The 22,668-nt window shown below is 58.7% G+C and carries 24 protein-coding genes; 21 read left to right on the forward strand and 3 right to left on the reverse strand.

Annotated features, from left to right (window positions below; all coding sequences use genetic code 11):
* The first annotated feature begins 19 nt into the window (after positions 1 to 19).
* Genes fliM through flhB form a run of 7 tightly spaced genes read left to right on the forward strand, consistent with a single transcriptional unit; the run spans position 20 to position 4,944 of the window.
* On the forward strand, positions 20 to 1,018 hold the full coding sequence (gene fliM / locus ABNF92_RS17725) for a flagellar motor switch protein FliM (protein ID WP_349342897.1): 999 nt from the start codon (positions 20 to 22) through the stop codon (positions 1,016 to 1,018).
* Positions 1,011 to 1,502 (forward strand): flagellar motor switch protein FliN, encoded by a 492-nt coding sequence (fliN, locus tag ABNF92_RS17730; RefSeq protein ID WP_153633613.1) that lies wholly within the window; start codon positions 1,011 to 1,013, stop codon positions 1,500 to 1,502. The genes fliM and fliN overlap by 8 nt, the downstream gene beginning before the upstream one ends.
* Position 1,503: 1 nt before the next feature.
* Positions 1,504 to 1,953 carry a flagellar biosynthetic protein FliO gene (fliO, locus tag ABNF92_RS17735; protein WP_349342898.1) on the forward strand — a complete coding sequence of 150 codons (450 nt, stop codon included), beginning with the start codon at positions 1,504 to 1,506 and terminating at the stop codon, positions 1,951 to 1,953.
* Between the two features lie 4 nt (positions 1,954 to 1,957).
* The gene (gene fliP, locus ABNF92_RS17740; protein ID WP_136631518.1) at positions 1,958 to 2,734 is read left to right on the forward strand and encodes a flagellar type III secretion system pore protein FliP; all 777 of its coding nucleotides are present in this window, start codon (positions 1,958 to 1,960) and stop codon (positions 2,732 to 2,734) included.
* Between the two features lie 8 nt (positions 2,735 to 2,742).
* Positions 2,743 to 3,012 carry a flagellar biosynthesis protein FliQ gene (fliQ, locus tag ABNF92_RS17745; protein ID WP_008173075.1) on the forward strand — a complete coding sequence of 90 codons (270 nt, stop codon included), beginning with the start codon at positions 2,743 to 2,745 and terminating at the stop codon, positions 3,010 to 3,012.
* Between the two features lie 3 nt (positions 3,013 to 3,015).
* Entirely contained in the window at positions 3,016 to 3,801 is a 786-nt protein-coding gene (gene fliR, locus ABNF92_RS17750) for a flagellar biosynthetic protein FliR (RefSeq protein ID WP_349342899.1), read from the forward strand.
* 6 nt (positions 3,802 to 3,807) lie between these two features.
* Positions 3,808 to 4,944: a flagellar biosynthesis protein FlhB gene (gene flhB, locus ABNF92_RS17755; protein WP_349342900.1), complete on the forward strand. Its 1,137-nt coding sequence runs from the start codon at positions 3,808 to 3,810 to the stop codon at positions 4,942 to 4,944.
* 393 nt (positions 4,945 to 5,337) lie between these two features.
* On the opposite strand, the gene ABNF92_RS17760 is transcribed toward flhB, so the two are convergent.
* The 3 genes from ABNF92_RS17760 to upp are packed head-to-tail and all read right to left on the reverse strand — an operon-like array spanning position 5,338 to position 8,070.
* On the reverse strand, positions 5,338 to 6,192 hold the full coding sequence (locus ABNF92_RS17760) for a class I SAM-dependent methyltransferase (RefSeq protein ID WP_349342901.1): 855 nt from the start codon (positions 6,190 to 6,192) through the stop codon (positions 5,338 to 5,340).
* Entirely contained in the window at positions 6,173 to 7,429 is a 1,257-nt protein-coding gene (locus ABNF92_RS17765) for a uracil-xanthine permease family protein (RefSeq protein WP_069183197.1), read from the reverse strand. Before ABNF92_RS17765 ends, ABNF92_RS17760 begins: the two co-directional genes overlap by 20 nt.
* 2 nt (positions 7,430 to 7,431) lie before the next feature.
* Positions 7,432 to 8,070, reverse strand: coding sequence for a uracil phosphoribosyltransferase (gene upp, locus ABNF92_RS17770; RefSeq protein WP_069183198.1), 639 nt, complete (start codon positions 8,068 to 8,070; stop codon positions 7,432 to 7,434).
* A 218-nt stretch (positions 8,071 to 8,288) separates the two neighbouring features.
* On the opposite strand from upp, the gene flhA reads away from it, so the two are divergent.
* The 14 genes from flhA to ABNF92_RS17840 all read left to right on the forward strand — a co-directional run bounded on the left by flhA (position 8,289) and on the right by ABNF92_RS17840 (position 22,651).
* Positions 8,289 to 10,469: a flagellar biosynthesis protein FlhA gene (gene flhA, locus ABNF92_RS17775; RefSeq protein WP_153633608.1), complete on the forward strand. Its 2,181-nt coding sequence runs from the start codon at positions 8,289 to 8,291 to the stop codon at positions 10,467 to 10,469.
* A gap of 60 nt (positions 10,470 to 10,529) precedes the next feature.
* Positions 10,530 to 11,840, forward strand: a complete 1,311-nt coding sequence (flhF, locus tag ABNF92_RS17780; RefSeq protein ID WP_349342902.1) for a flagellar biosynthesis protein FlhF — start codon at positions 10,530 to 10,532, stop codon at positions 11,838 to 11,840.
* A 67-nt stretch (positions 11,841 to 11,907) separates the two neighbouring features.
* Positions 11,908 to 12,720, forward strand: a complete 813-nt coding sequence (locus ABNF92_RS17785) for a MinD/ParA family protein (protein ID WP_069183201.1) — start codon at positions 11,908 to 11,910, stop codon at positions 12,718 to 12,720.
* Positions 12,721 to 12,751: 31 nt separating this feature from the next.
* Positions 12,752 to 13,495 carry an RNA polymerase sigma factor FliA gene (locus tag ABNF92_RS17790; RefSeq protein WP_069183202.1) on the forward strand — a complete coding sequence of 248 codons (744 nt, stop codon included), beginning with the start codon at positions 12,752 to 12,754 and terminating at the stop codon, positions 13,493 to 13,495.
* A gap of 162 nt (positions 13,496 to 13,657) precedes the next feature.
* A complete protein-coding gene (gene cheY, locus ABNF92_RS17795; RefSeq protein ID WP_008173086.1) occupies positions 13,658 to 14,041 on the forward strand; it encodes a chemotaxis response regulator CheY in 384 nt (127 codons plus the stop codon).
* 20 nt (positions 14,042 to 14,061) lie between these two features.
* A complete protein-coding gene (locus ABNF92_RS17800; RefSeq protein WP_069183676.1) occupies positions 14,062 to 14,847 on the forward strand; it encodes a protein phosphatase CheZ in 786 nt (261 codons plus the stop codon).
* Positions 14,848 to 14,863: 16 nt separating this feature from the next.
* On the forward strand, positions 14,864 to 17,014 hold the full coding sequence (locus ABNF92_RS17805) for a chemotaxis protein CheA (RefSeq protein WP_349342903.1): 2,151 nt from the start codon (positions 14,864 to 14,866) through the stop codon (positions 17,012 to 17,014).
* A 65-nt stretch (positions 17,015 to 17,079) separates the two neighbouring features.
* Positions 17,080 to 18,231: a chemotaxis response regulator protein-glutamate methylesterase gene (locus ABNF92_RS17810; RefSeq protein ID WP_349342904.1), complete on the forward strand. Its 1,152-nt coding sequence runs from the start codon at positions 17,080 to 17,082 to the stop codon at positions 18,229 to 18,231.
* Positions 18,231 to 18,971 carry a flagellar motor protein gene (locus ABNF92_RS17815; RefSeq protein ID WP_069183205.1) on the forward strand — a complete coding sequence of 247 codons (741 nt, stop codon included), beginning with the start codon at positions 18,231 to 18,233 and terminating at the stop codon, positions 18,969 to 18,971. The genes ABNF92_RS17810 and ABNF92_RS17815 overlap by 1 nt, the downstream gene beginning before the upstream one ends.
* A gap of 18 nt (positions 18,972 to 18,989) precedes the next feature.
* A complete protein-coding gene (gene motD / locus ABNF92_RS17820; RefSeq protein WP_064228817.1) occupies positions 18,990 to 19,772 on the forward strand; it encodes a flagellar motor protein MotD in 783 nt (260 codons plus the stop codon).
* 196 nt (positions 19,773 to 19,968) lie between these two features.
* Positions 19,969 to 20,766, forward strand: coding sequence for a ParA family protein (locus tag ABNF92_RS17825; RefSeq protein ID WP_222464854.1), 798 nt, complete (start codon positions 19,969 to 19,971; stop codon positions 20,764 to 20,766).
* Positions 20,759 to 21,568 carry a chemotaxis protein CheW gene (locus ABNF92_RS17830; protein ID WP_349342905.1) on the forward strand — a complete coding sequence of 270 codons (810 nt, stop codon included), beginning with the start codon at positions 20,759 to 20,761 and terminating at the stop codon, positions 21,566 to 21,568. Before ABNF92_RS17825 ends, ABNF92_RS17830 begins: the two co-directional genes overlap by 8 nt.
* A gap of 134 nt (positions 21,569 to 21,702) precedes the next feature.
* The gene (locus ABNF92_RS17835) at positions 21,703 to 22,191 is read left to right on the forward strand and encodes a chemotaxis protein CheW (RefSeq protein ID WP_008173094.1); all 489 of its coding nucleotides are present in this window, start codon (positions 21,703 to 21,705) and stop codon (positions 22,189 to 22,191) included.
* Between the two features lie 67 nt (positions 22,192 to 22,258).
* A complete protein-coding gene (locus tag ABNF92_RS17840) occupies positions 22,259 to 22,651 on the forward strand; it encodes a DUF2802 domain-containing protein (RefSeq protein WP_349342906.1) in 393 nt (130 codons plus the stop codon).
* Positions 22,652 to 22,668 lie beyond the last annotated feature (17 nt).

Consider the following 22,668-nt stretch of genomic DNA (forward strand, 5'->3'; position numbering starts at 1 on the left):
TTCAGGGGCAGGACTACGTATGCAGGACTTGTTGTCACAGGATGAAATCGATGCCCTCCTCCACGGGGTGGACGACGGTGACATAGACACCTATGAAGAGACTGACGATACCGGCATAAAGTCCTACGACCTTGCCAGTCAGGACCGCATTGTCCGGGGCCGGATGCCGACCCTGGAAATGATCAACGAGCGCTTTGCCCGCTACACCCGGATCAGCCTCTTCAACCTGATGCGACGTAACGCCGATGTCTCGACTGGCGGCGTTCAGATCATGAAGTTTGGCGAATACATCCACACCCTCTACGTGCCCACCAGTCTCAACCTGTGCAAGGTTCGCCCATTGCGCGGCACGTCGCTCTTCGTGCTGGATGCCAAACTGGTCTTCAAACTGGTGGACAACTTTTTCGGTGGGGAAGGGCGCCACGCCAAGATCGAGGGCCGCGAGTTCACCCCGACCGAGACCCGCATTGTCCAGATGGTTCTGGATCAGGTGTTTCATGACATGAAGGAAGCCTGGCATGCGGTCCTCAAGGTGGACTTCGAGTACCTTAGCTCCGAGGTCAACCCGGCCATGGCCAACATCGTCAGCCCCAGTGAGGTGGTCGTCGTCAGCACCTTCCATATTGAGCTCGACGGCGGCGGTGGTGAGCTGCACTTTGCCTTGCCCTATTCCATGATCGAGCCCATTCGTGACGTGCTGGATGCTGGTGTCCAGAGTGATATCGACGATGTGGATGAGCGCTGGGTGAATGCGCTTCAGGAAGATATCAAAGAGGTAAACGTTCCGATCAACACCACGGTCTGTCGCCGTCGGATCTCGTTGCGGGAAATTGCCAAGATGAAAGCCGGCGACATCATCCCGGTTGAGATTCCCGAGCATTTGACGGTCACTGCCAACGGAATCCCGGTCTACAAGGCGACTCTGGGAACCCGTGACGGGAAACTGGCGCTTCGAATTCACGAACGGGCATCTGTGCCCAAGGTAAAGAAACAACTGAAGGTGGGACGCAATGGCTGACGACGACAAGAAAGACGAGCAGGAACTCAGCGAAGACGAAAAGCTGGCTGCCGAGTGGGAAGCCGCCATGGAAGAGTCCGGTGACGAAGGCGAACGTGAGGACGAGTGGGCCGCTGCCATGGCCGAGGCCGGCGAGACCGGTGGCAACGAAGACGACGTTCAGGCTGCCCCCATGGAAGAGTTTGATGCCGGAAGTGAGCCCGCCCAGGGTGGCGGCCCGGCTCCGGATATCGATGTTATCCTCGACATACCGGTCACTATCTCAATGGAAGTCGGCAACACCCAGATCCCGATTCGGAACCTGCTACAGCTGAACCAGGGATCGGTTATCGAGCTGGACCGGCTGGCGGGCGAGCCCCTGGATGTGCTGGTTAACGGTACGCTGATTGCCCATGGCGAGGTGGTCATGGTGAATGAGAAGTTCGGCATCCGTCTCACCGATGTGATCAGCCCGGGCGAACGCATCAAGCGGTTGCAGAAGTAACATGTGGGCCAGACTGACTGCGGCACTGGCGCTGCTGGTAATCCATCCGGTTGTTGCCCAGGAAGCGGCAAAGACAGCCGCGCCCGACTCTCCGGTGCGAGCCCCGGATACGCTCGGTACCATCGTCAGCCTCGGGCTGGGTCTGGTGGCCGTTGTGGCAGTCATCTATGGCTGCGCCTGGATCATCCGGCGGATGAACGGCATGACCGGCATGAACAACAACGCCATCAAGGTGGTTTCGGTGATGGCTATAGGAGCCCGGGAGCGTATTGCCCTGATTGAAGTGGGCGGCCAGCAGATCCTGTTGGGCATTACGCCATCGGCGATCCGAACCCTCCATGTGTTTGATGAGCCGGTTGTCGAGGCCGGCAGCGCCGGTTCCAGCGATTTTGCCCGCCGCCTGCAGGGCATGATCGGCAAATCCTGGACCTCCCCGACAAGGAACGATTAGCCCCATGCTTGCCGCAACCATCAAGCGACTGCTGCCTTCCCTGATTTTATTGGCAGGCTTTTTCTGGGCACCTCTGGCGTTCGCCCAGGAACCCTCCGGCATCCCCGGTATACCGGCGTTTACCGTGACCCCGGGAGAAGGCGAGGGCGCGCAGGAATACTCGGTCACCCTGCAGATCCTGGCGCTGATGACCGCGCTGACGTTCCTGCCGGCCATGCTCATGATGATGACTTCGTTTACCCGCATCATCGTTGTGTTTGCCATCCTGCGCCAGGCCATCGGCCTGCAGTCCACGCCCTCGAACCAGATTCTCCTGGGACTGGCCCTGTTCCTCAGCATCTTCATCATGAAACCGGTGCTGGAAGAGGCCAATCGGGTGGCATTACAACCCTATATGCAGGAAGAGGTGACGTCCCTGGAGGCAGTGGAACTGGCCAGCCAGCCGTTCCGGAAATTCATGCTGGAGCAGACCCGGGAGAGTGACCTGGCCCTGTTCATGCGAATCTCGGACGTACAATACGATACCCCCGAGGACGTGTCCTTCTGGATACTGATGCCGGCATTCGTGACCAGTGAGCTCAAAACCGCGTTCCAGATCGGGTTTATCCTGTTTATCCCGTTCCTGATTATCGACATGGTGGTGGCCAGTGTTCTCATGGCCATGGGTATGATGATGCTGTCGCCGATCATCATCTCCCTGCCGTTCAAGATCATGCTGTTTGTGCTGGTGGACGGTTGGGCCCTGATCATGGGCACCCTGGCCGCCAGCTACGGAATATAGGAGGCGTCATGACTCCGGAAACCGTTATCGACATCCTGCGCGAAGCCCTCTGGATGATTGTTCTCCTTGCCTCGATAATCATCGGACCGGGTCTGGTGATTGGCCTTGTGGTCAGTACCTTTCAGGCGGCAACGCAGATTAACGAACAGACCCTGAGCTTCCTGCCCCGGCTGCTGGTCACGCTGATCGTTATCATCGTGTGGGGCCCCTGGATGCTGACGCAGCTGCTGGACCACGCCAACCGGCTGTTCGGTAACATTCCCTACCTGATCGGCTGACGGATGATACCGGCGGAAATCAGCGCGGACATTATCGGCCAATGGGTCGGCCAGCACATCTGGCCCCTGTTCCGCCTGGCCAGCTTCCTGATGGTGATCCCTATATTCGGTACCCAGCTGGTGCCCGCACGGATCCGGCTGGGGCTGGCTCTGCTAATGACCATCCTGATTGCACCCATGATCCCGCCTGTACCTCAGGTGGAGGCACTGAGCGCCGATGCGGTGGTGATCACCCTGCAGCAGATCCTCATTGGTGTCGGCATGGGCTTCGCACTCACGGCGCTCTGGCAACTCTTCGTCATCGCCGGCCAGATGATCGCCATGCAGATGGGCCTGGGCTTCGCTTCCATGGTGGATCCGGCCAACGGCGTGAACGTGCCCGTCCTGTCGCAGATCTATACCATTACTATCACCCTGCTGTTCCTGGCCATGAACGGACACCTGGTGGCTTTCGAAGTCTTTATCGAAAGCTTTCGCACCCTGCCCATCGGCATGGAGGGACTGGGCCAGACCGGCGTCTGGGAACTGGCCCATCGGATCAGCTGGATGTTCGCCTCCGCCATGCTCCTGGCGCTGCCGGCGGTTACCGCCGTTCTGATCGTCAACATCTCCTTCGGCGTCATGACCCGCGCTGCTCCCCAGATGAACATCTTTGCTCTCGGTTTTCCGATTGGCCTGATTTTTGGATTGTTTGCCATATGGGTGCTGCACGCCAATTTTCTGCCGCACTTTGATCAGTACACCCGGGAGACCTTTGAATTCATGCGGGGACTGCAGGGGCAGCCGTAAAGACTCATGGCCGAAGAAAACGATAACAGTCAGGAAAAAACGGAAGAGGCCACCCCCCGACGGCTCGAAAAAGCCAAGGAGGAGGGCCAGACTGCGCGTTCCAAAGAGCTGGCCACCATGGCGGTGCTCCTGGCTGGCGCGGGAGGCATGCTCGTGTTCGGCGCCAGCCTCGGAGCGTCGCTGGAAGCCATCATGCGCGACAGCTTCGTGATCGAACGGTCCGCCATCTTTGACATGCGGCACATGAGCGTCCAGCTCATCGAGTCCTCCAAGGAAGCCGCCTGGGCCCTCTCACCGATTCTGGTACTACTTCTTATTGCCGCCATCTTCGGCTCAATCGGAATTGGCGGTCTGCTGATCAGCGGCAAGGCCGTGGCCCCGAAACTCAATCGTATGGACCCCATCAAGGGCCTGGGGCGCATGTTCTCAATGCGCTCTCTGATCGAGCTGGTCAAGGCCATTGCAAAAGTCGGCCTTGTCATGGCTTTGGCCATCCTTATCCTCGACCTGCGCACCGAAGACCTGTTGTCCATCGCCGAGGAACCTGTGGTGCCGGCCATGGAACACGTACTCTGGACCATCGCCTGGAGCTTCTTCCTGCTGGCTTGCGCCACCATCATCATCGCGGCCATCGACGTACCCTTCCAGATCTACGATCACCAGAAAAAACTGCGGATGACCAAGCAGGAAGTGAAGGACGAGTACAAGGACACCGAGGGTAAACCCGAGGTCAAAGGCAAGATCCGACAGCTCCAACGCGAAATGGCCCAGCGCCGGATGATGCAGGATGTGCCGACCGCAGACGTGGTAATCACCAACCCGACCCACTATGCCGTCGCGTTGAAGTACGATCAGAAGGCTATGGCGGCGCCGATTGTGGTGGCCAAGGGGGCAGATGAGGTGGCCTTCAAGATCATGGAAATTGCCCGCGAGAACAAAGTCGAGATTCTGAGAACACCGCCGCTGACCCGGGCGGTGTACCACAACACCGACATCGGCGAGGAGATTCCTGATGGCCTCTATATGGCTATTGCTCAGGTGCTCGCTTATGTCTTCCAGCTACGGCAGTTCCGCAAGGGGCGTGGGCCCAAGCCCGGTATGCCTGATTTCCCTATTCCCTCTGATTTGCGGCGGGACGCCTAGATTGGAGTTCGATTTCGGTAAGTAGCCTGCGAGTTTCTGTGCTGGCGGTTTGTCGGGTGGGCCTCCCAAAAACCGCTACGAGCACATCCATGTGCGCTTGGCGTCGGCCATCCATGGCCGCCGACATTTTTGGGAGGCCCACCCGACAACCCGCTTCTAAGCCATTCGATATCGCATTTAAAGCCAGAAACGTAATTCTACTCTGAAGAGTTTTTTTGTGGCGTTATCTGATTAGTTAAACAAGTGGTGGTGGGAGGCCTTTCCAGGACTGTCTGTGGCCATGGATGGCCACAGCCAAGCGCACATGGATGTGCTCGTAGCGTGTCCTGGAAAGGCCTTCCACCACCACGCAATCCCAAAACCAGCAGGCTACAAAATCCCAGAGAGTCGAATTCAGCAACCAGCCTCAATAACCCGAACCATCGGTTCCCCACGGCTTTCGGGGATTGGCAGCACCCCATACCAGGATCGCGGATCGTGCACTGTGGCGGAGGCAAACCCGCAGGACAGAAAATACTCCCGTGCCTGCTCGTCGGTCTGGAAATGGAAGGATACCTGGCTGCGAGTAGCGGCTCCGAGGACGCCGCCGAGAACTTTGAGGGTGGTGTTAAGCAAGGGCTGGTTGGGTTGGTAGTAGCTCTCGGATAGGTAAACCGAACCCGGGCGTTTGGCCATGGCGGCGGCCAGTCGGCGCCAGAACTCGGTGATGGTCTCCAGTGAAAAGTAGCTGGTCAGCCCTTCGGTGATGATGATCACCGGCTCGTTGTTCTCGAACACCCGGTCTATGACCTTCTCCAGTTGGTACTCACCGTAGTCCGCGAGGATATCAATCGGTGTAACCTGATGGTTGTCACCGAGGCGGCCCGTGGCCATCAGGCGGAGCGCCTTGCGGGCGGCCATGTCGGGCAGGTCGGCTTCGACCATGTGGAGCAGGGGATGTTTCTGGCGTAACCGGATGCCCCGGGGAGTCATGCCGCAGGCGATTTCCAGCACCTGGGTGATGCCTTTGTCGCGGATGGCCTGGTCGATCAGGTGGTCGATGATCAGATGGCGTTGCAGGAGGAAGGTGCTGATGTTGCCACCGATAGCCGCCTTGCTGGCGGCCTCGAAGGGTGTCATCAAGCGGTATAGCCAGCGGCCTTTTTCCGTTGCCAGGGTATCGTCAGAAAGCCCGTACCGGTGCCAGACGGCACCGGTATAGAGGGCAGTGAAGCTGATGCCGGAGCTGTCAGTCGGCTTTCTGCTCATAGACGGCTTTGCCCCATGCCTCGCGGCTGCCTGGGAGGATCAGGTTCAGGATGATGGCCGCTACCGCACAAAGCGCGATGCCTTCCAGGTGCCCCAGCACCATCCCGCCGATACCGAATACCAGGGTGACCCCGACGATCACCAGATTGCGAGACTGTGACAGGTCCACCTGGTGACGGATCAGCGTGTTAAGGCCAACCACGGCAATGGAGCCGAACAGCAGGCACAGAATGCCGCCCATAACGGGGACCGGGATGGTCTGCAGTGCCGCGCCGAACTTGCCAACAAAGGCCAGAACGATGGCTACGCCGGCCGCCCACCACATGACTTTCGGGTTGAAGTTCTTGGTCAGCATGACCGCGCCGGTGACTTCAGAGTAGGTGGTGTTGGGTGGTCCACCGAGCATGGAAGCAGCACTGGTGGCCAGGCCGTCACCCAGGAGGGTGCGGTGGAGGCCCGGCTTTTCCAGATAGTTCTTGCGGGTCACGTTGCCAATGGCCAGTACGTCGCCAATGTGTTCGATGGCCGGGGCGATGGCCACCGGAATCATGAACAGCACGGCGCCCCAGCTGAACTCGGGCGCAACGAAGTTGGGAACGGCAAACCAGGCGGCTTCTTTGATGGGCGTAGTATCTACGATGCCGGCAAATGCGGAGAGGATGTAGCCGGTGATCACGCCGAACATGATGGGAATCAGTCGGAAGATGCCTTTGGCCCAGACCGACATGATGATGGTTACGGCCAGGGAAATCATCGCGATCCAGATAGCGGTGTCGTAGGGGATCAGCTGGTTGGCGCCGTCACCCGTACGGCCGGAGGCCATGTGAACCGCAACCGGCGCCAGGCCGAGACCAATGGTCATGATCACGGGGCCGATGACCACTGGCGGCAGCAGGCGGCGGACAAAGCCGGTGCCCCGCATCCGAACCAGGCCACTCAGGAAGATGTAAAGAATACCTGCGGCCATCAGGCCGCCCAGGGTTTCTTCCATGCCAAACCGGCCCTTGGAGGCGATAACGGGGGCAATAAAGGCGAAGGAGGACGCCAGGAAGATCGGGATCTGACCACCGGTCACCACATGAAAGATCAGGGTGCCCAGGCCGGCGGTGAAGAGGGCCACGTTGGGATCCAGGCCGGTGATCAATGGCATCAGCACCAGGGCACCGAAGGCCACCAGCAGCATTTGTGAGCCGGCAATGGCCTGTTTCCAGACCGGGTCGTTGGTATGGTCCTGCATGCTTAAACGTCCTTCTGCTTGGTGCCGAAGATCTTGTCGCCGGCATCGCCGAGACCCGGAAGGATATAACCTTTCTCGTTCAGGCGTTCATCAACGGAGGCCGTGTAGATCGACACGTCCGGATGGGCCTCGAGGACTTTCTTGACGCCCTCGGGCGCGGCTACCAGAACCAGGGCCCTGATCTCGGTGCTGCCGGCTTTCTTGAGCAGGTCAATGGTGGAGATCATGGAGCCGCCGGTAGCGAGCATGGGATCGACGATCATGGCCATTCGCTGATCCAGCTCACCCACCAGTTTTTCCAGATAGGTGCTGGCCTCGAGTGTCTCCTCGTTGCGGATCTGGCCGACAACACTGACCCGGGCAACAGGAATGAGGCTCAGAACACCGTCGAGCATGCCAAGCCCGGCCCGGAGGATCGGAACGATGGTGACTTTCTTGCCGTGAATCTGTTCCACATTCACTGGGCCGGCCCAGCCTTCGATGGTTTTTTCCTGCAGGTTAAAGTCCTTGGTGGCCTCGTAGGTCAGAAGTGCACCAACTTCCTGTGCCAGCTCCCGGAAATTCTTGGTGCTGATATCCGCACGGCGCATGATGCCGAGCTTGTGGCGGATCAGAGGGTGTTTTACCTCGTGGATTGGCATGGGGTCACCTGTGTGTCTGGTTGGGGTTTTAGCGTCGCAATTAAATGGCGCAAGGATACCGCATCTGGCAAGGCGAGTCAGGCCGCAAATGGCCGGTTCGCGGAAATCCACTAAGGGCTGGTACGGATCTTGCGATAACTCTTCCAAACGACGCCGCCGCGTCAGATTTTCGACCTTTGAAACGCCTGCAGGCACGGCCAATCGGAGAAGTATCCGGCATGGACAGAGCTTTAGTCCTCAATAACGTCAAAACCCTGACGCGGGGAAATCTGGGCATTCCCATCATGCTGATGGGCTTGCTCGGTATGATGATTCTGCCCATGCCGGCGTTTTTGCTGGACGTGTTCTTCACGTTCAACATCACCCTGTCGATTGTCATTCTGCTGGTCTGTGTCTACGCCCTTCGGCCCATGGAGTTTGCCTCTTTCCCCACGGTACTGCTGGTGGCCACGCTGCTGCGTCTGGCCCTGAACGTGGCGTCCACCCGGATCGTGCTGTTGAACGGCCACGAGGGCGGCGACGCGGCCGGTAAGGTGATCGAATCCTTCGGTGCGGTACTCATCGGAGGCAACTACGCCGTGGGTCTGGTGGTCTTTGCGATCCTGATGATCATTAACTTCCTGGTGGTCACCAAGGGCGCCGGCCGGGTCTCCGAAGTGAGTGCCCGTTTCACCCTGGATGCCATGCCCGGCAAACAGATGGCCATTGATGCGGATCTTAACGCCGGCCTGATCAATCAGGACGAAGCGAAGCACCGCCGGGCCGAGATTGCCCAGGAAGCGGATTTCTATGGTTCCATGGACGGTGCGTCCAAGTTCGTTAAAGGCGATGCCATTGCCGGCCTGCTCATTCTTGCCATTAACATCGTCGGCGGGATCGCCATCGGTATGCTCCAGCACGGCCTGGATTTCGGGCTGGCCATGGAGCGCTATGCGCTGCTGACCATTGGTGACGGCCTTGTGGCACAGATTCCCTCGCTGCTGCTGTCCACGTCTGCGGCGATCATGGTAACGCGGGTTACCTCAAGCCAGGACATGGGCGGCCAGATCCTGCAGCAGATGTTCAGTGCGCCGAAGGCGCTGTCCATTGCCGCAGGAATCCTGATTATCCTCGGCCTGATTCCCGGCATGCCCCATGTGGCTTTCCTTGGTCTGGGTGCGCTGGCTGGCGGTGCTGCCTGGTATATCTGGAAACACCAGAGGCAGACTGTCGAGGAGGAGGGCGCCTTCCCGGCCAGGGGCGCTGGCGGCGCGGCACCTCGGCCGGCGGGCCGGGATCTGCCGCCGGGTGGTGATGCAGGCGGCGATCAGGGTCGTCAGCTGCCGGCACCCGGAGAGACTAAAGAACTGGGTTGGGACGATGTATCCACCGTCGATATCGTCGGTCTGGAAGTGGGGTATCGGCTGATTCCGCTGGTGGATAAGTCCCAGGGCGGTCAGTTGCTCAGTCGCATCAAGGGTGTTCGTAAAAAACTGTCCCAGGATCTGGGGTTCCTGATGCCTTCGGTGCACATTCGCGACAATCTGGACCTGATGCCCAACGTCTATCGCATCACCCTGATGGGCGTAACCATCGCCGAGGCGGAGATTCACCCGGACCGGGAGCTGGCCATCGACCCCGGCCAGGTATTTGGAAAGGTCGAAGGGATTGAAGGAAAGGATCCGGCGTTCGGTCTGGATGCCTGCTGGATCGAGCCCGATAAGAAAGACCAGGCACAGACCCTTGGCTATACCGTGGTCGATGCCAGTACCGTGGTTGCCACCCATCTGAACCAGGTGTTGCAGAAACACGCCCACGAACTGCTGGGCCACGAGGAAGTCCAGAAGTGGCTGGATCAGCTTGAGAAGATTTCTCCGAAGCTGGCCGAAGAGCTGGTACCCACCACCGTTTCAATCAGTCTGCTCCTGAAGGTCTTGCAGAACCTGCTGAAGGAGGAAGTGCCGATCCGGGATATGCGGTCCATTGCCGAGGCCATCGTGAATGTTCATCCGAAGAGTCAGGATCCCAAGCTGCTGACCACGGTAGCCCGGCAGTCCCTGCGCCGGATGATTGTCCAGAGCATCTGCGGCAACGAATCGGAGATACCGGTGATCACCCTGGATCCGGACTTGGAACAGTTATTGCTGAAGTCTGTTCAGCAGAGTCAACAATCCGGCGGTCAGGAAGACATTGGCCTGGTTCTGGAGCCGAATATGGTGGAGAAGCTCCAGCGATCGCTTCAGGAGAGCGTCCAGCGGCAGGAGATGCTTGGCAAACCGGCCATTCTGCTGGTGTCCGGGCCACTGCGGCCGGTCCTGGCGAAGTTTGCCAGCTATGGGGTAGAGCGACTGCACGTGCTCTCGTACCAGGAAATTCCGGATAACAAACAGATTACGATCGTGGCGTCCGTTGGCCAGTAACGGCGCGGATGACAGAGCGGACAGCGCCGGCACGGCGTTGCCGGTGGAGGAAGAGGCATCATGAAAGTAAAACGGTTTTTTGCTCAGACCATGGCAGAGGCGCTGAAACAGGTCAGTGAACAGATGGGGCCGGATGCCGTGATTCTTTCCAACCGTCGGGTCGACGGTGGTGTCGAAATCGTGACGGCGCTGGACTATGACGAAAACATGGCGCGCCAGCGCCTGGGCAACCAGGCCGAAGAAGCCACCAACGGATCCCGCCTGGCAGAAATGCAGGCTGACCAGCATCGTCGTCTCGAGGATGAATTGAGCCGATCCCGTGACCGCATCCGTGAAGTCAGGGAAAAGCGTGCCTCCCAGGGAGCCAGCTACTCAGGTCCGTCGTTTGCTGCTGTTCAGGAAACGGTCGGCGGCGATTTCAGTGATAGTGTGGCTGAGCCCCAGGCGCCGAAGGATGTCTATTCTGATGAACTTGCACAGATGCGCGCCGAGATCAGCTCCCTCAGGGATATGATGCAGGGTGGTCGCCCGCAGCCGGACCCTGTGGTTTCCACAAACACGGCTGTTCAGCAAAGGCTGGCCGAGCGCCTGCAGGAATTCGGCCTGGGCAGTGAGCTGGCAGGGTCAATTTCCCGTCGCCATAAGGCAGGGCGACTGGAAGATGGTTGGAAGCAGTCCCTGAAAATGCTCTGCACCGGCGTTAGGACCACTCGTATGGAGTGGCTTGATGAGGGGGGCGCCTATGCGCTGGTGGGTCCTACCGGTTCCGGCAAGACCACCACGATTGGAAAGCTGGCGGCGCGTTACGTGCTCAAGCATGGCTCCGACTCCCTGGCTCTGGTTACCACCGATCGATACCGGGTGGCGGCGCACGAGCAGCTGTTCGTGTTCGGTCGTATCCTGAATGTGCCGGTTCGGGTGGTGGATGAGACTCACAGCCTGGACGATATTCTGGACGAGCTGTCAGACCGTCACCTGGTTCTGATTGATACTGCCGGGCTGACAAGTTCGGATAAAGGTTATCAGGAACAGCTGGCCGAACTGGCTCGCAGCCATCACAATGTCAAAACGCACCTGGTCGTCTCGGCAACCAGTCAGCCGCGCATCATGAAATCCGTCTGGCATTGCTATAAGATGGCAAATCTTGCGGGCTGTGTGATGACCAAGATCGATGAGGCCCTGACACTGGGTGAGTCCCTCGGCTTTGTCATGGAAACCGGTCTGCCGGTAGCCTACTACACAGACGGGCAGAAGATTCCTGAAGATCTGCACCACGCAGAAGCTGTTCCGCTGGTGCGACTGGCCGTGGATCGGCTTAAAACGCTCCAGCAACAGCAGGCGGTCGCAGAGGGCCTGAAAGAGCACGCCTGAGACCGGACAGATTGACAGCAGGCGTCGGAAACGCACCGGCGAAACGTGGCGAGAGACAAAAAACAGTATGAGCAGAGCACATCCGGTACAGGTGATTGCAGTTTCCGGCGGTAAAGGTGGAGTCGGCAAGAGTAACGTGTCGGTCAACCTCGGAATTGCCCTGGCGCAGAAAGGCCGGAGAGTGGTGCTGCTCGACGCCGATCTTGGGCTCGCCAACATCGACGTATTGCTGGGCATCACCGCCAACCGTAACCTTCAGGATGTTCTGGCAGGCGACTGTGACCTCAAGGACGTTCTGGTAAATGGTCCCGGCGGCATAAAGATCGTTCCTGCCTCGTCAGGTACCCAGCGGATGACCCAGCTCAGTCCCATGGAGCATGCCGGGCTCATTAATGCGTTCAGCGAGCTGGGGGATCAGATCGATGTCCTGATCGTCGACACCGCCGCCGGTATCTCCGAATCGGTGGTCAGCTTTCTCAGGGCGTCCCAGGAGTTACTGTTGGTGGTGTGTGACGAACCCACTTCCATCACCGATGCCTACGCCCTGATCAAGCTGATGAACCGGGATTATGGAACCAATCGTTTCCGCATTCTTGCCAACCAGGTGCGGAATGAGCAGGAAGGCCGGCATCTGTTCGAAAAACTGACTCGGGTCACCGAGCGCTTCCTCGATGTGGCACTACAATATGTCGGTATAGTCCCCTACGATGAGGCAGTGAAGAAAGCAGTCCAGAGACAGAGGGCAGTGCTGGATGCCTATCCCAGAGCGAAAGCCTCCCTGGCCATCAAGTCTCTGGCCGACAAGGTAGACAGCTGGCCGTTGCCGTCCTCACCCCGTGGACATCTGGAATTCTTTGTGGAGCGGCTCGTCGAAGTCTGAATCGGATCCAGTCAAACAAGAAACCGGATACATGACATTGGCGAAAAACCTCGGAATCTATAACCAGTCGGGTGCGCAGAAGGCATCTCAGCTTGTTGAGCAACACGCGCCGCTGGTCAAGAAAATTGCCCTCCATTTGATGGCCCGCCTGCCGGCTTCCGTTCAGCTTGAAGATCTTATGCAGGCCGGCATGATTGGCCTGCTTGAGGCTGCCCAGCGATACAGTTCCACCAAAGGAGCCACCTTCGAGACCTACGCCGGTATCCGGATTCGTGGGGCGATGGTCGATGAAATCCGCAAGGGCGACTGGGTTCCCCGCTCCGTGCATCGAAACGCCCGTCGCATTTCCCAGGCCATCAAGGCTGTGGAAGACCGGCTTGGCCGGGAAGCCCAGGATCAGGAAGTGGCCGAGGAGCTGGGCATGGAGCTTGCGGAGTATCATTCCTATCTTTCCGATTCCAACAGTGGCCGACTTTTTAGCCTCGATGAGCTCAATGAATCCGGAGAGCTGCCGATAGAACAGACAGAGACGCAGGATAACCCTCTGGAGGGGTTGTCCTCCGATGCCTTCCGGCGAAGCCTGGCTGAGGCCATTGAAGACCTGCCGGAGCGGGAAAAACTGGTTCTGAGCCTTTATTACCAGGAAGAGCTGAACCTCAAGGAAATAGGCGCCGTGCTGGGCGTCAGCGAGAGCAGGGTCAGCCAGATTCACAGCCAGGCTGCCTTGCGCCTTCGGGGGCGATTGTCGGATTGGCGCCAGGAACCGGACAGCTGATTGCGTTCAGTCTGTGTCTGCGAAGGGGCAGTCTGTAGTTTTTGGTAACCGATGCTTTACAACGGAAGCAAAGGTCTGACAATAAGCGGTTTAAACAGCGGCCTGCTAGACTTTGAACGCGAAGGTCAAACGAATTCCGGGTGTTACTAACTGGAGGTCCCATTGGACAAAAACATGAAAATCCTCATTGTGGATGATTTCTCCACAATGCGACGGATCATCAAAAACCTGCTGCGTGATCTGGGCTTCACCAACACCGATGAAGCAGACGATGGCAACACAGCCTTGCCGATGCTGAAGAGCGGCAAATACGACTTTCTGGTCACCGACTGGAACATGCCGGGCATGTCCGGGTTCGATCTTCTGAAGGCTGTCCGGGCTGACGAGAATCTGAAAACCCTGCCGGTATTGATGGTAACGGCTGAGGCGAAGCGCGACCAGATTGTTGCCGCGGCTCAGGCGGGCGTGAACGGCTACGTTGTCAAACCGTTCACTGCCGCTGTGCTCAAGGAAAAGATTGAGAAAATCTTTGAAAGAATCCAGTAACCAGAGGTCGGATGGCTCTCATGAGCGATAGCAAAAAGAACCATCGGGGCCTTGAGCCGGAGGTGACCGAAAAGCTCCAGCGGCAGGCAGCAGAGCTGGCAGAGAGTGTTGATGCCGGTGATTATGCCAAAGCCATGACCCTGATCAATGAACTCAGCGAGGTCAGGGATCAAAGTCTGTACCGCGAGGTAGGGCGATTGACCCGGAGCCTGCACGAAGCCATCCGGAACTTCCAGATTGACCCCCGGAACGCGGAACAGCAGGAAGCGCTGTCGAAGATGACAGACGCCTCCGATCGCCTCGAATACGTTGTGCAGATGACCGGCGAAGCGGCCAACCGCACCATGGACCTGGTTGAGGAAACCATGCCGGTGGCCAACGCGTTTCGGGAAGAGGCGGCCTCCTTGCGGGACGAATGGCAACGTCTGCGTCGTCGGGAGATGCAGCCGGCGGAGTTCCGGGAACTGTACGGCCGGATTGATCGCTTTTTTGTCAGTACGGCCAGCGACGCTGACACCATGTACAACAATCTTTCGGAAATCCTGCTTGCTCAGGATTATCAGGATTTGACGGGCCAGGTTATCCAGAAGGTCACCGCCTTGGTAAAAGAGGTTGAGGAGCAGATGCTCAGCCTGGTGGTGATGGCCAGCCATGTGGATCAGCTCACCGGCACCGTGCACCAGATTGAAGAGAAGGAAGAATCTGCAGAGAAGGGCGTCGGGCCCCAGATCAAGGCCGATGAGCGTGAAGATGTAGTTTCGGGACAGGATGACGTTGACGACCTGTTGTCCAGTCTCGGTTTCTGAACAAAGAGGGTAACGCATGGCGTTTGATGCTGATGAAGAGATTTTGCAGGACTTCCTGGTAGAAGCCGGTGAAATTCTCGAAAAGCTGTCAGAGCAGTTGGTAGATCTTGAGCAACATCCTGACGACAGTGATCTGCTCAACGCCATTTTCCGTGGCTTTCACACCGTTAAAGGCGGCGCGGGCTTCCTTCAGCTTGAAGCGCTGGTGAATTGCTGCCACTCCGCCGAGAACGTTTTCGATACCCTGCGCAACCACAAGCGTAAGGTGGACTCCGAACTGATGGACGTGGTTCTGGAGGCCCTGGATAACGTTAATGCCATGTTTGAAGAGGTTCGCAATCACGAGGAACCAACACCGGCTCCGGACGAACTGATTGCCCGCCTCGATGCCCTGGCTCTGCCAGAGGGTGAGGGAGCGCCTGTCGCCGACCCTCAGCCGGAACACGAAGAGAATGAACCGTCGGAGGATGGCGGCGACATCACCGACGACGAATTCGAACAGCTTCTGGATGCCTTGCAGGACGAAAAGAGCGAAGAACAGGCACCGGCTTCAGACTCCGGAGCGTCTTCCGGTGACCGGGAGGGTTCCGGAGATGACGAGATAACCGACGACGAGTTCGAGGCGCTGCTCGACCAGCTGCACGGAAAAGGGCAGTTTGCCGGCGCACCTGCGGGCGAGGACGAGGCTGTCAGAAAAGAAGAAAAGCCGGCGGCCAAGGCAGAAGGCGGTGGCAGCGACGATCTGATCACCGACGACGAATTTGAAAAACTGCTGGACGATCTCCATGGCAAGGGTGGAAGCCCGACTGCCGGCGGAGAGTCCTCCACTCCGAAAAAGCCCGCGGGTGCGAAGGAGCCTTCAGCGCCAAAAGAGCCTTCAGCAGCGAAAGAGCCGCCAGCGCCGAAAGAGCCAGCCAAGCCAAAAGCAGAGGCACCGAAGCCCGGGAAGCCGGAGACCAAAGGCGCTGCCACCCCTGCGATGCCCGCCCGCGAACACGCGCCCGCGGCTGAAACAACGGTGCGTGTTGACACCAAGCGTCTCGACGACATCATGAACATGGTGGGTGAACTGGTGCTGGTGCGTAACCGCTTGCAGCGTCTGGGCGCGGAAAGCGAAGACGAACACATGCACAAAGCCGTGTCCAACCTGGATGTGGTCACCACCGACCTCCAGTCTGCCGTCATGCAGACCCGTATGCAGCCGATCAAGAAGGTGTTTGGCCGGTTCCCCCGGGTTGTGCGTGATCTGGCCCGGAACCTCAAGAAAGAGGTCAACCTGGTGATGCACGGTGAAGACACCGACCTGGACAAGAATCTGGTCGAAGCGCTGTCTGATCCGCTGGTTCACCTGGTTCGAAACTCGGTCGATCACGGGATCGAAGCCCCGGAAGTGCGCGAGAAAGCAGGTAAGCCTCGCCAGGGTACGGTAACCCTGTCTGCCGAACAGGAGGGGGATCATATCCTGCTGTTCATCGAGGATGATGGCGCCGGTATGGATCCGGAAGTGCTCCGTCGCAAGGCCGTTGAGAAGGGGATTTACGATCAGGATGCCGCGGATCGCCTGACCGATTCCGAGTGCTTTAACCTGATTTTCGCAGCCGGTTTTTCCACGAAGGAGCAGATCTCGGACGTCTCCGGTCGTGGCGTAGGCATGGATGTGGTCAAAACCAAGATAGGCCAGCTCAATGGCCAGTTGAGCATTGAATCGCAACTGGGTAAGGGTTCCCGGATTGTCATCAAGGTTCCGTTGACCCTGGCCATCATGCCCACACTGATGATCATGTTGGGTGACCAATCGTTCGCGCTGCCGTTGGTGAATGTGGTCGAGATCTTCCATCTGGACCTGACCAAGACCAATATCGTCGACGGACGAGAGTGTATTGTGGTCCGGGAAAAGGTGTTCCCGCTGTTTCACATCAAACGATGGCTGGTGCGTGATGGTACTTCCCAGGAAGTGCCGGAGAACGCCCATGTGGTCATCGTAGCCATGGGGACCAAACAGGTCGGTTTTGTGGTCGACCAGTTGGTGGGGCAGGAAGAGGTGGTGATCAAGCCCCTCGGTCGAGCCCTCCAGGGTACGCCGGGAATGGCCGGCGCCACCATTACCGGCGACGGCAGGATCGCGCTGATCATTGATGTGCCAAGCCTGTTGCAACACTACGGCTAAGCCGGGCTTTCAGGTGACTGCGGCCATAGAAGGCTGAAGAACGATGGATTGGGTAGGAGAAGTGGATGACAGTTTCTGTCCTGGTCGTTGACGATTCAGGGTTTTTTCGCAAACGGCTGACGGAAATCCTGACCAGCTCCGGCCAGATCAAGGTGGTTGGGGCTGCAACCAACGGCCGGGAAGGCGTGGAGCTGGCCGAAAAGCTGCGTCCCGATGTGATCACCATGGATTACGAAATGCCGGTGATGGATGGCATCTCCGCCGTGCGCGAAATCATGCGCAAACATCCGATACCGGTACTCATGTTTTCTTCTCTCACCTATGAGGGCGCCCGCGTCACACTCGATGCCCTCGAGGCGGGTGCCGTCGATTTCCTGCCCAAGAACTTTGAAGAAATTGCCCGGGACAACAGCCAGCTCCAGAAAATCCTGATTGAGCGGATTCTGGACGTGGCCCGCAGCCGCCCGGGCAACCGCCCTGCGGCGCCGGCCCGCCCCGAACCGTCGGCGCCCACGTCCCGCGCTCCCGCCACGCCGGCCCGTCCTCGTGCGGAAGTCACGCCGCGCCAGCGGCCAGGCGCCCACATCCCTGCGGCTGCTCCTGAACCCGAGGCGCCGAGGCGTCCTACCCGTCGAGGCCCGGCAAAGCATTACGCTGTGGTTGGCATCGGAACCTCCACCGGTGGACCTGTTGCCCTGCAACGGGTACTGACGGCGTTGCCCGCAACCTTTCCGGCTCCCATCGTGTTGGTACAGCACATGCCTGCCAGCTTCACGCCGGCTTTCGCTGAACGCCTGAACAAACTCTGTCGGATTGAAGTCCGGCAGGCCGCGGATGGCGATGTGTTGCGGCCGGGACTTGCTCTGCTGGCCCCGGGTGGCAAGCAGATGATGGTTGAGAACCGGGGTGGGCAGGCCAGGATCCGCATCCTACCCGGCGACGAGCGGCTCAACTACAAGCCCTGTGTCGACGTAACCTTCGGTTCCCTGGCCCGCAGTTTCCCGGGCAAGACGCTCGGCGTCATTCTTACCGGCATGGGCTCGGACGGCAAGGAAGGGTGCCGGATGATGAAGCAGAGCGGGTCGGACATCTGGTCCCAGGATGAAAAGTCATCGGTTATCTATGGCATGCCCATGGCCGTTGCCAAGGCAGGACTGACTGACGACGTGCTGTCCCTGGACGAAATCGGTCCGCGTCTGGTCGAAGGTGTCTGCTGATGGATATCCTGAGTTTGCTGGGGGTCATACTGGCCTTTGCCGCGATACTTGGCGGCAATCTGCTTGAAGGCGGTGCAGTAAGCTCCCTGTTTAATGGGCCGGCAGCCATCATCGTCATTGGGGGTACCCTGGCGGCCACTATCCTGCAGACCTCCTGGCCCATGCTCAAACGGGCCTTTGTACAGGTGCGCTGGGTGTTCGTCCCGCCGTTTATCAATCTCGAAGATGGCATTGGCAAGGTCATCGACTGGAGTGTCAAAGCCCGAAAGCAGGGGTTGCTGGGTCTTGAAGGTCTCGCTGAGCGGGAACCTGAACCCTTCGCCCGCAAGGGGTTGCAACTGCTGGTGGACGGAGCGGAAACCGAAACCATCAGGGGCATCATGGAGGTGGATCTCGAGTCCCGGGAGCAGCGTGATCTGGAATCCGCCAAAGTGTTCGAGGCCATGGGCGGTTACTCGCCGACCATCGGCATCATCGGCGCGGTGATGGGGCTTATCCAGGTAATGACCAATCTGGAGGATCCACAGTCTCTGGGCAGCGGGATCGCGACCGCCTTTGTCGCCACTATTTACGGTGTGGCCCTGGCCAACCTCCTGTTTTTTCCAGTTGCCAACAAGATGCGTGGCATCGTGCGGGAACGGACCCGATATGAGGACATGATGATCGACGGTCTCATTGCCATCGCCGAAGGCGAAAACCCCAAATCCATCGAATTGCGGCTGCGGGGCTTCCTGCAGTAAGCATGCGCAGGCCAACTTATGCGGCGCCGTAGGCAACCTCAGGATGATCTGCACAACAAGGAGCGGTGGTTGATTTCCTACGCGGATTTCATCACGCTGCTGTTTGCCTTTTTCGTGGTGATGTACTCGGTATCATCTGTTAACGAAGGCAAGTACAAAGTCCTGTCGGAAACCCTGACGGGTGTGTTTAACGCGCCCCAGAGGTCCTTTCAGCCCATAGAGATTGGCGATCAGCCCCAACGATCATTGAACGCCCCTGCGGAAAACGTCATTCCGCCAGCAGTGACCGAAGCCCCCCGTAATCCGGAAATGGACGCCCAGGCCCGAACGGAAGCGCTCCGGGCCATGGCCGACCAGCTGTCCATGGAATTCGATGAACTGATCAACCAGGGGGTCGTGTCACTAGAGACCAGTGACGAGTGGCTGGAGTTGAATCTGCCCAACAGTTTGTTGTTTGGCAGCGGTGACGCCGAGCCCCATTACGACGCCTTCGATGTTGTCGAGAAGATTGCCACCGTCCTGAATAACCGGGACAACGCGGTCAAAGTGGAAGGCTTCACTGATAACCAGCCGATCAGTACCTCGCGCTACCCCTCCAACTGGGAATTGTCTGCCGCCCGGGCCGCCTCGATGGTAAGGATGTTGGTGATGGAGGGCATCGAGCCGGAGCGTCTGGCGGCTGTGGGCTATGGCCAGTATCAGCCGGTTGCCCGGAATGACACGGAAGAGGGACGGCGCAGAAATCGGCGGGTGGTATTGCTGATTTCCCGTGACGCCAGTATCCGCGGCGCTATGCGCTGAATGGCATCGTCGGCAGATGCGTATAGAGCCATTGGCACGGTTTCTGTATTAATCCCCGTTAACAAAAGGCGCCGGCAAGAGCTTGCCGGCACTCCCGAATGCAATTCGTTCAAGTTGCCCGGGGAGTGGCCGATAACCGGGCTGTGGCTATCGTTAAAGTGCGGCCACACCGACGTGTTCTCTGGAGAATCGAAGCGTGCGAATCTGGGCAGTAGCCAATCAAAAAGGTGGTGTCGGTAAAACCACGAGTGTTGTCGCGCTGGGCGGCCTGCTTGCCGAGCGAGGCAAGCGTGTTCTCGTTGTAGACCTGGACCCACACGGCTCGCTCACCAGCTGGTTCGGGTATGACCCGGATACCATCGCCCACAGCGTTTTCGATCTGTTCCAGCATCAGGGTAAGGTGCCCGAGGGTCTTCCGGCCCAGCTGATTACCGAAACCAGCTGCAAGGGGCTGTCCCTGCTACCGGCAAGTGCGGCTCTGGCTACCCTTGAGCGCAGGATGATCGGGGTTGAGGGCATGGGGCTGATTATCTCCAGGGCCCTGGCCCAGCTCTGGGACGATTTCGACTATGTCCTGCTGGACAATACCCCCTCGCTCGGGGTTCTGATGGTCAACGCCCTTGCGGCGGCGCAGCATCTGATTATTCCCGTGCAAACCGAGTTTCTGGCCATCAAGGGCCTGGAGCGCATGCTGCATACCCTGAAGATGATCATGCGTTCCCAGAAAAACGAGCTGCCCTACACCATTGTGCCAACCCTGTTTGACCGCCGTACCCAGGCGTCGGTGAAGAGCCTTAATCTGCTCCGAAAAACCTACCGTGACTCCCTGTGGCAATTTGCCATTCCAGTGGACACTAAGTTTCGGGATGCCAGCCAGGGCGGTATCACGCCCTCTGCACTGGATGCGGAAACCCACGGTGTCCGGGCGTACAGTCACCTGCTGGACGACCTGATGGCGCGGGTGGGCACGGTCAAGGAGCGTCAGCATGGCTGACGATAAATTGACAAGGCTGGCCGATCCGGAAACCGCCATTGCCAGTTACCTTGACGAACTGCTGCATACGGCCACTGACACCGCGCTTCGGGAGGAAATCGAGGCGCCTGAGCCGGTGAAACCGGCACGTGAAGAGCCCCGTGTAGCAACCCGACCAAGTCCGGCTCCGGCACCAACCGTCGAAAAACCGGCGGCGAGACCCGAGCCGCGGCGCCCGGCGCCCGAAAAGCCGGCAGAGCCAGCGCGGTCACTGGTACGCCAGTCTCCGGAAGTGCCTGTGCCAAAGCAGAGAGAGGAGGTTCAGCCCGAGCCAGAGCCGGCTGCGCCACCATCGCGCCCCGAGTGGTCGGAGCAGCCCTTCGAGTGCCTGATATTCACGGTTGCCGGGCTGCAACTGGCGGTGCCTTTGATTCTTCTGGGCGCCATCCACCGTATTGAGGAAGAGATCCGGCCGATCCCGGGCAGTCCACGCTGGTACATGGGTATTCGCCCGGATCGGGACCAGAACCTGCGGGTTGTGGATTCCGCTGAATGGATCATGGCGGGGCGGGTACCCCCTGGCGCTCGTGATAACTATCGCTTCGTGATCCGGCTTGATAACAGTGAGTGGGGGCTGGCCTGTGACGACGTGGCCCAGTCTTTCACCCTCCGGCCCGACGAAGTGCGCTGGCGCAGCGCCCGCAGCAAACGGCCCTGGCTAGCCGGTACGGTGATTGACCATATGTGCGCACTGATTGATGTGCGCACCATGGCAGACTTGCTGGAGCGGGCGGAAAGAGAGCACCATCTGGATCTTAGTTGACGCAAACAACGGTTACTGAATGAAACCGAGCCGTGCTGGCACGGTTTGTGCCCTTAACTATAGTATTGGGCACTGATGATATTTTTTTGACGATCAGGTTGCCCGCCGGGCAGCCCAAGAGGAGAAACATCGCAATGGCATCCCCGAGCGGACAAACCAATCAGGCCCAGGACGATCAGGTACTGCAGTACGTTACCTTCCGGCTGGATGATGAGACCTACGGTCTGAATGTCATGCAGATCCAGGAAGTGCTGAGATACACGGAGATTGCTCCGGTTCCGGGAGCTCCGGATTACGTGCTCGGCATCATCAACCTCCGGGGTAACGTGGTTACGGTCATCGACACCCGCCGGCGTTTTGGCCTGGCGGATGCTGAAGTCACCGATGCCACCCGGATTGTGGTGATGGAATCGGCCAACCAGGTCATGGGCATTCTGGTGGATTCCGTGGCTGAGGTGGTGTACCTGAAAGCCAGCGAAATTGAGACCGCACCGAACGTGGGTAACGAGGAAAGTGCCAAGTTTATCCAGGGCGTGTGCAACAAGGATGGCGAACTGATCATTCTGGTCGAGTTCGACAAGATGCTGTCAGACCACGAGTGGGCTGAAATCGCGGCACTGTAATCCGGGGCAACCCGTTGCGGGCCTGAAGATGGATGCCTTCCGTGGCAATTAACGGGAGACATCCGTCATGTTTGCAGAAATTCCTTCGTATCTTCCCTGGGCGTTGACTGTTGCCGCCTTGTCGCTGGTATTCGTGCAGGGCCTCGTGCTTGGGCGCCAGGTACGTAGCCTCAGAGCGAACCTGAAAGAACGGTGCGATACCCTTGGCCGGGAGCTGCATGCCACCACCAGCGGAAGCATGGGTGTAGGTCAGCGGCTCGTCACTTGTGAACGCCAGTTGCATGAGCTGCGAACCACACTCGATGAAATGCGCCAGAACGATCCGCTGCGAATCTCCTATGATGAGGCCTCTCGACTGGTTGATCTCGGCGCCGATATCGACGATCTTATGAACACGTGCGGAATTTCCCGTCCCGAGGCCGAGCTGGTGTCAGCACTCAGAAAACGTCAGGCGGCCTGATACCATGCCGTTACGGA

Origin of the sequence: Marinobacter sp. MMG032 (genome assembly GCF_040112695.1) — a bacterium.
Classification (GTDB): domain Bacteria; phylum Pseudomonadota; class Gammaproteobacteria; order Pseudomonadales; family Oleiphilaceae; genus Marinobacter; species Marinobacter salsuginis.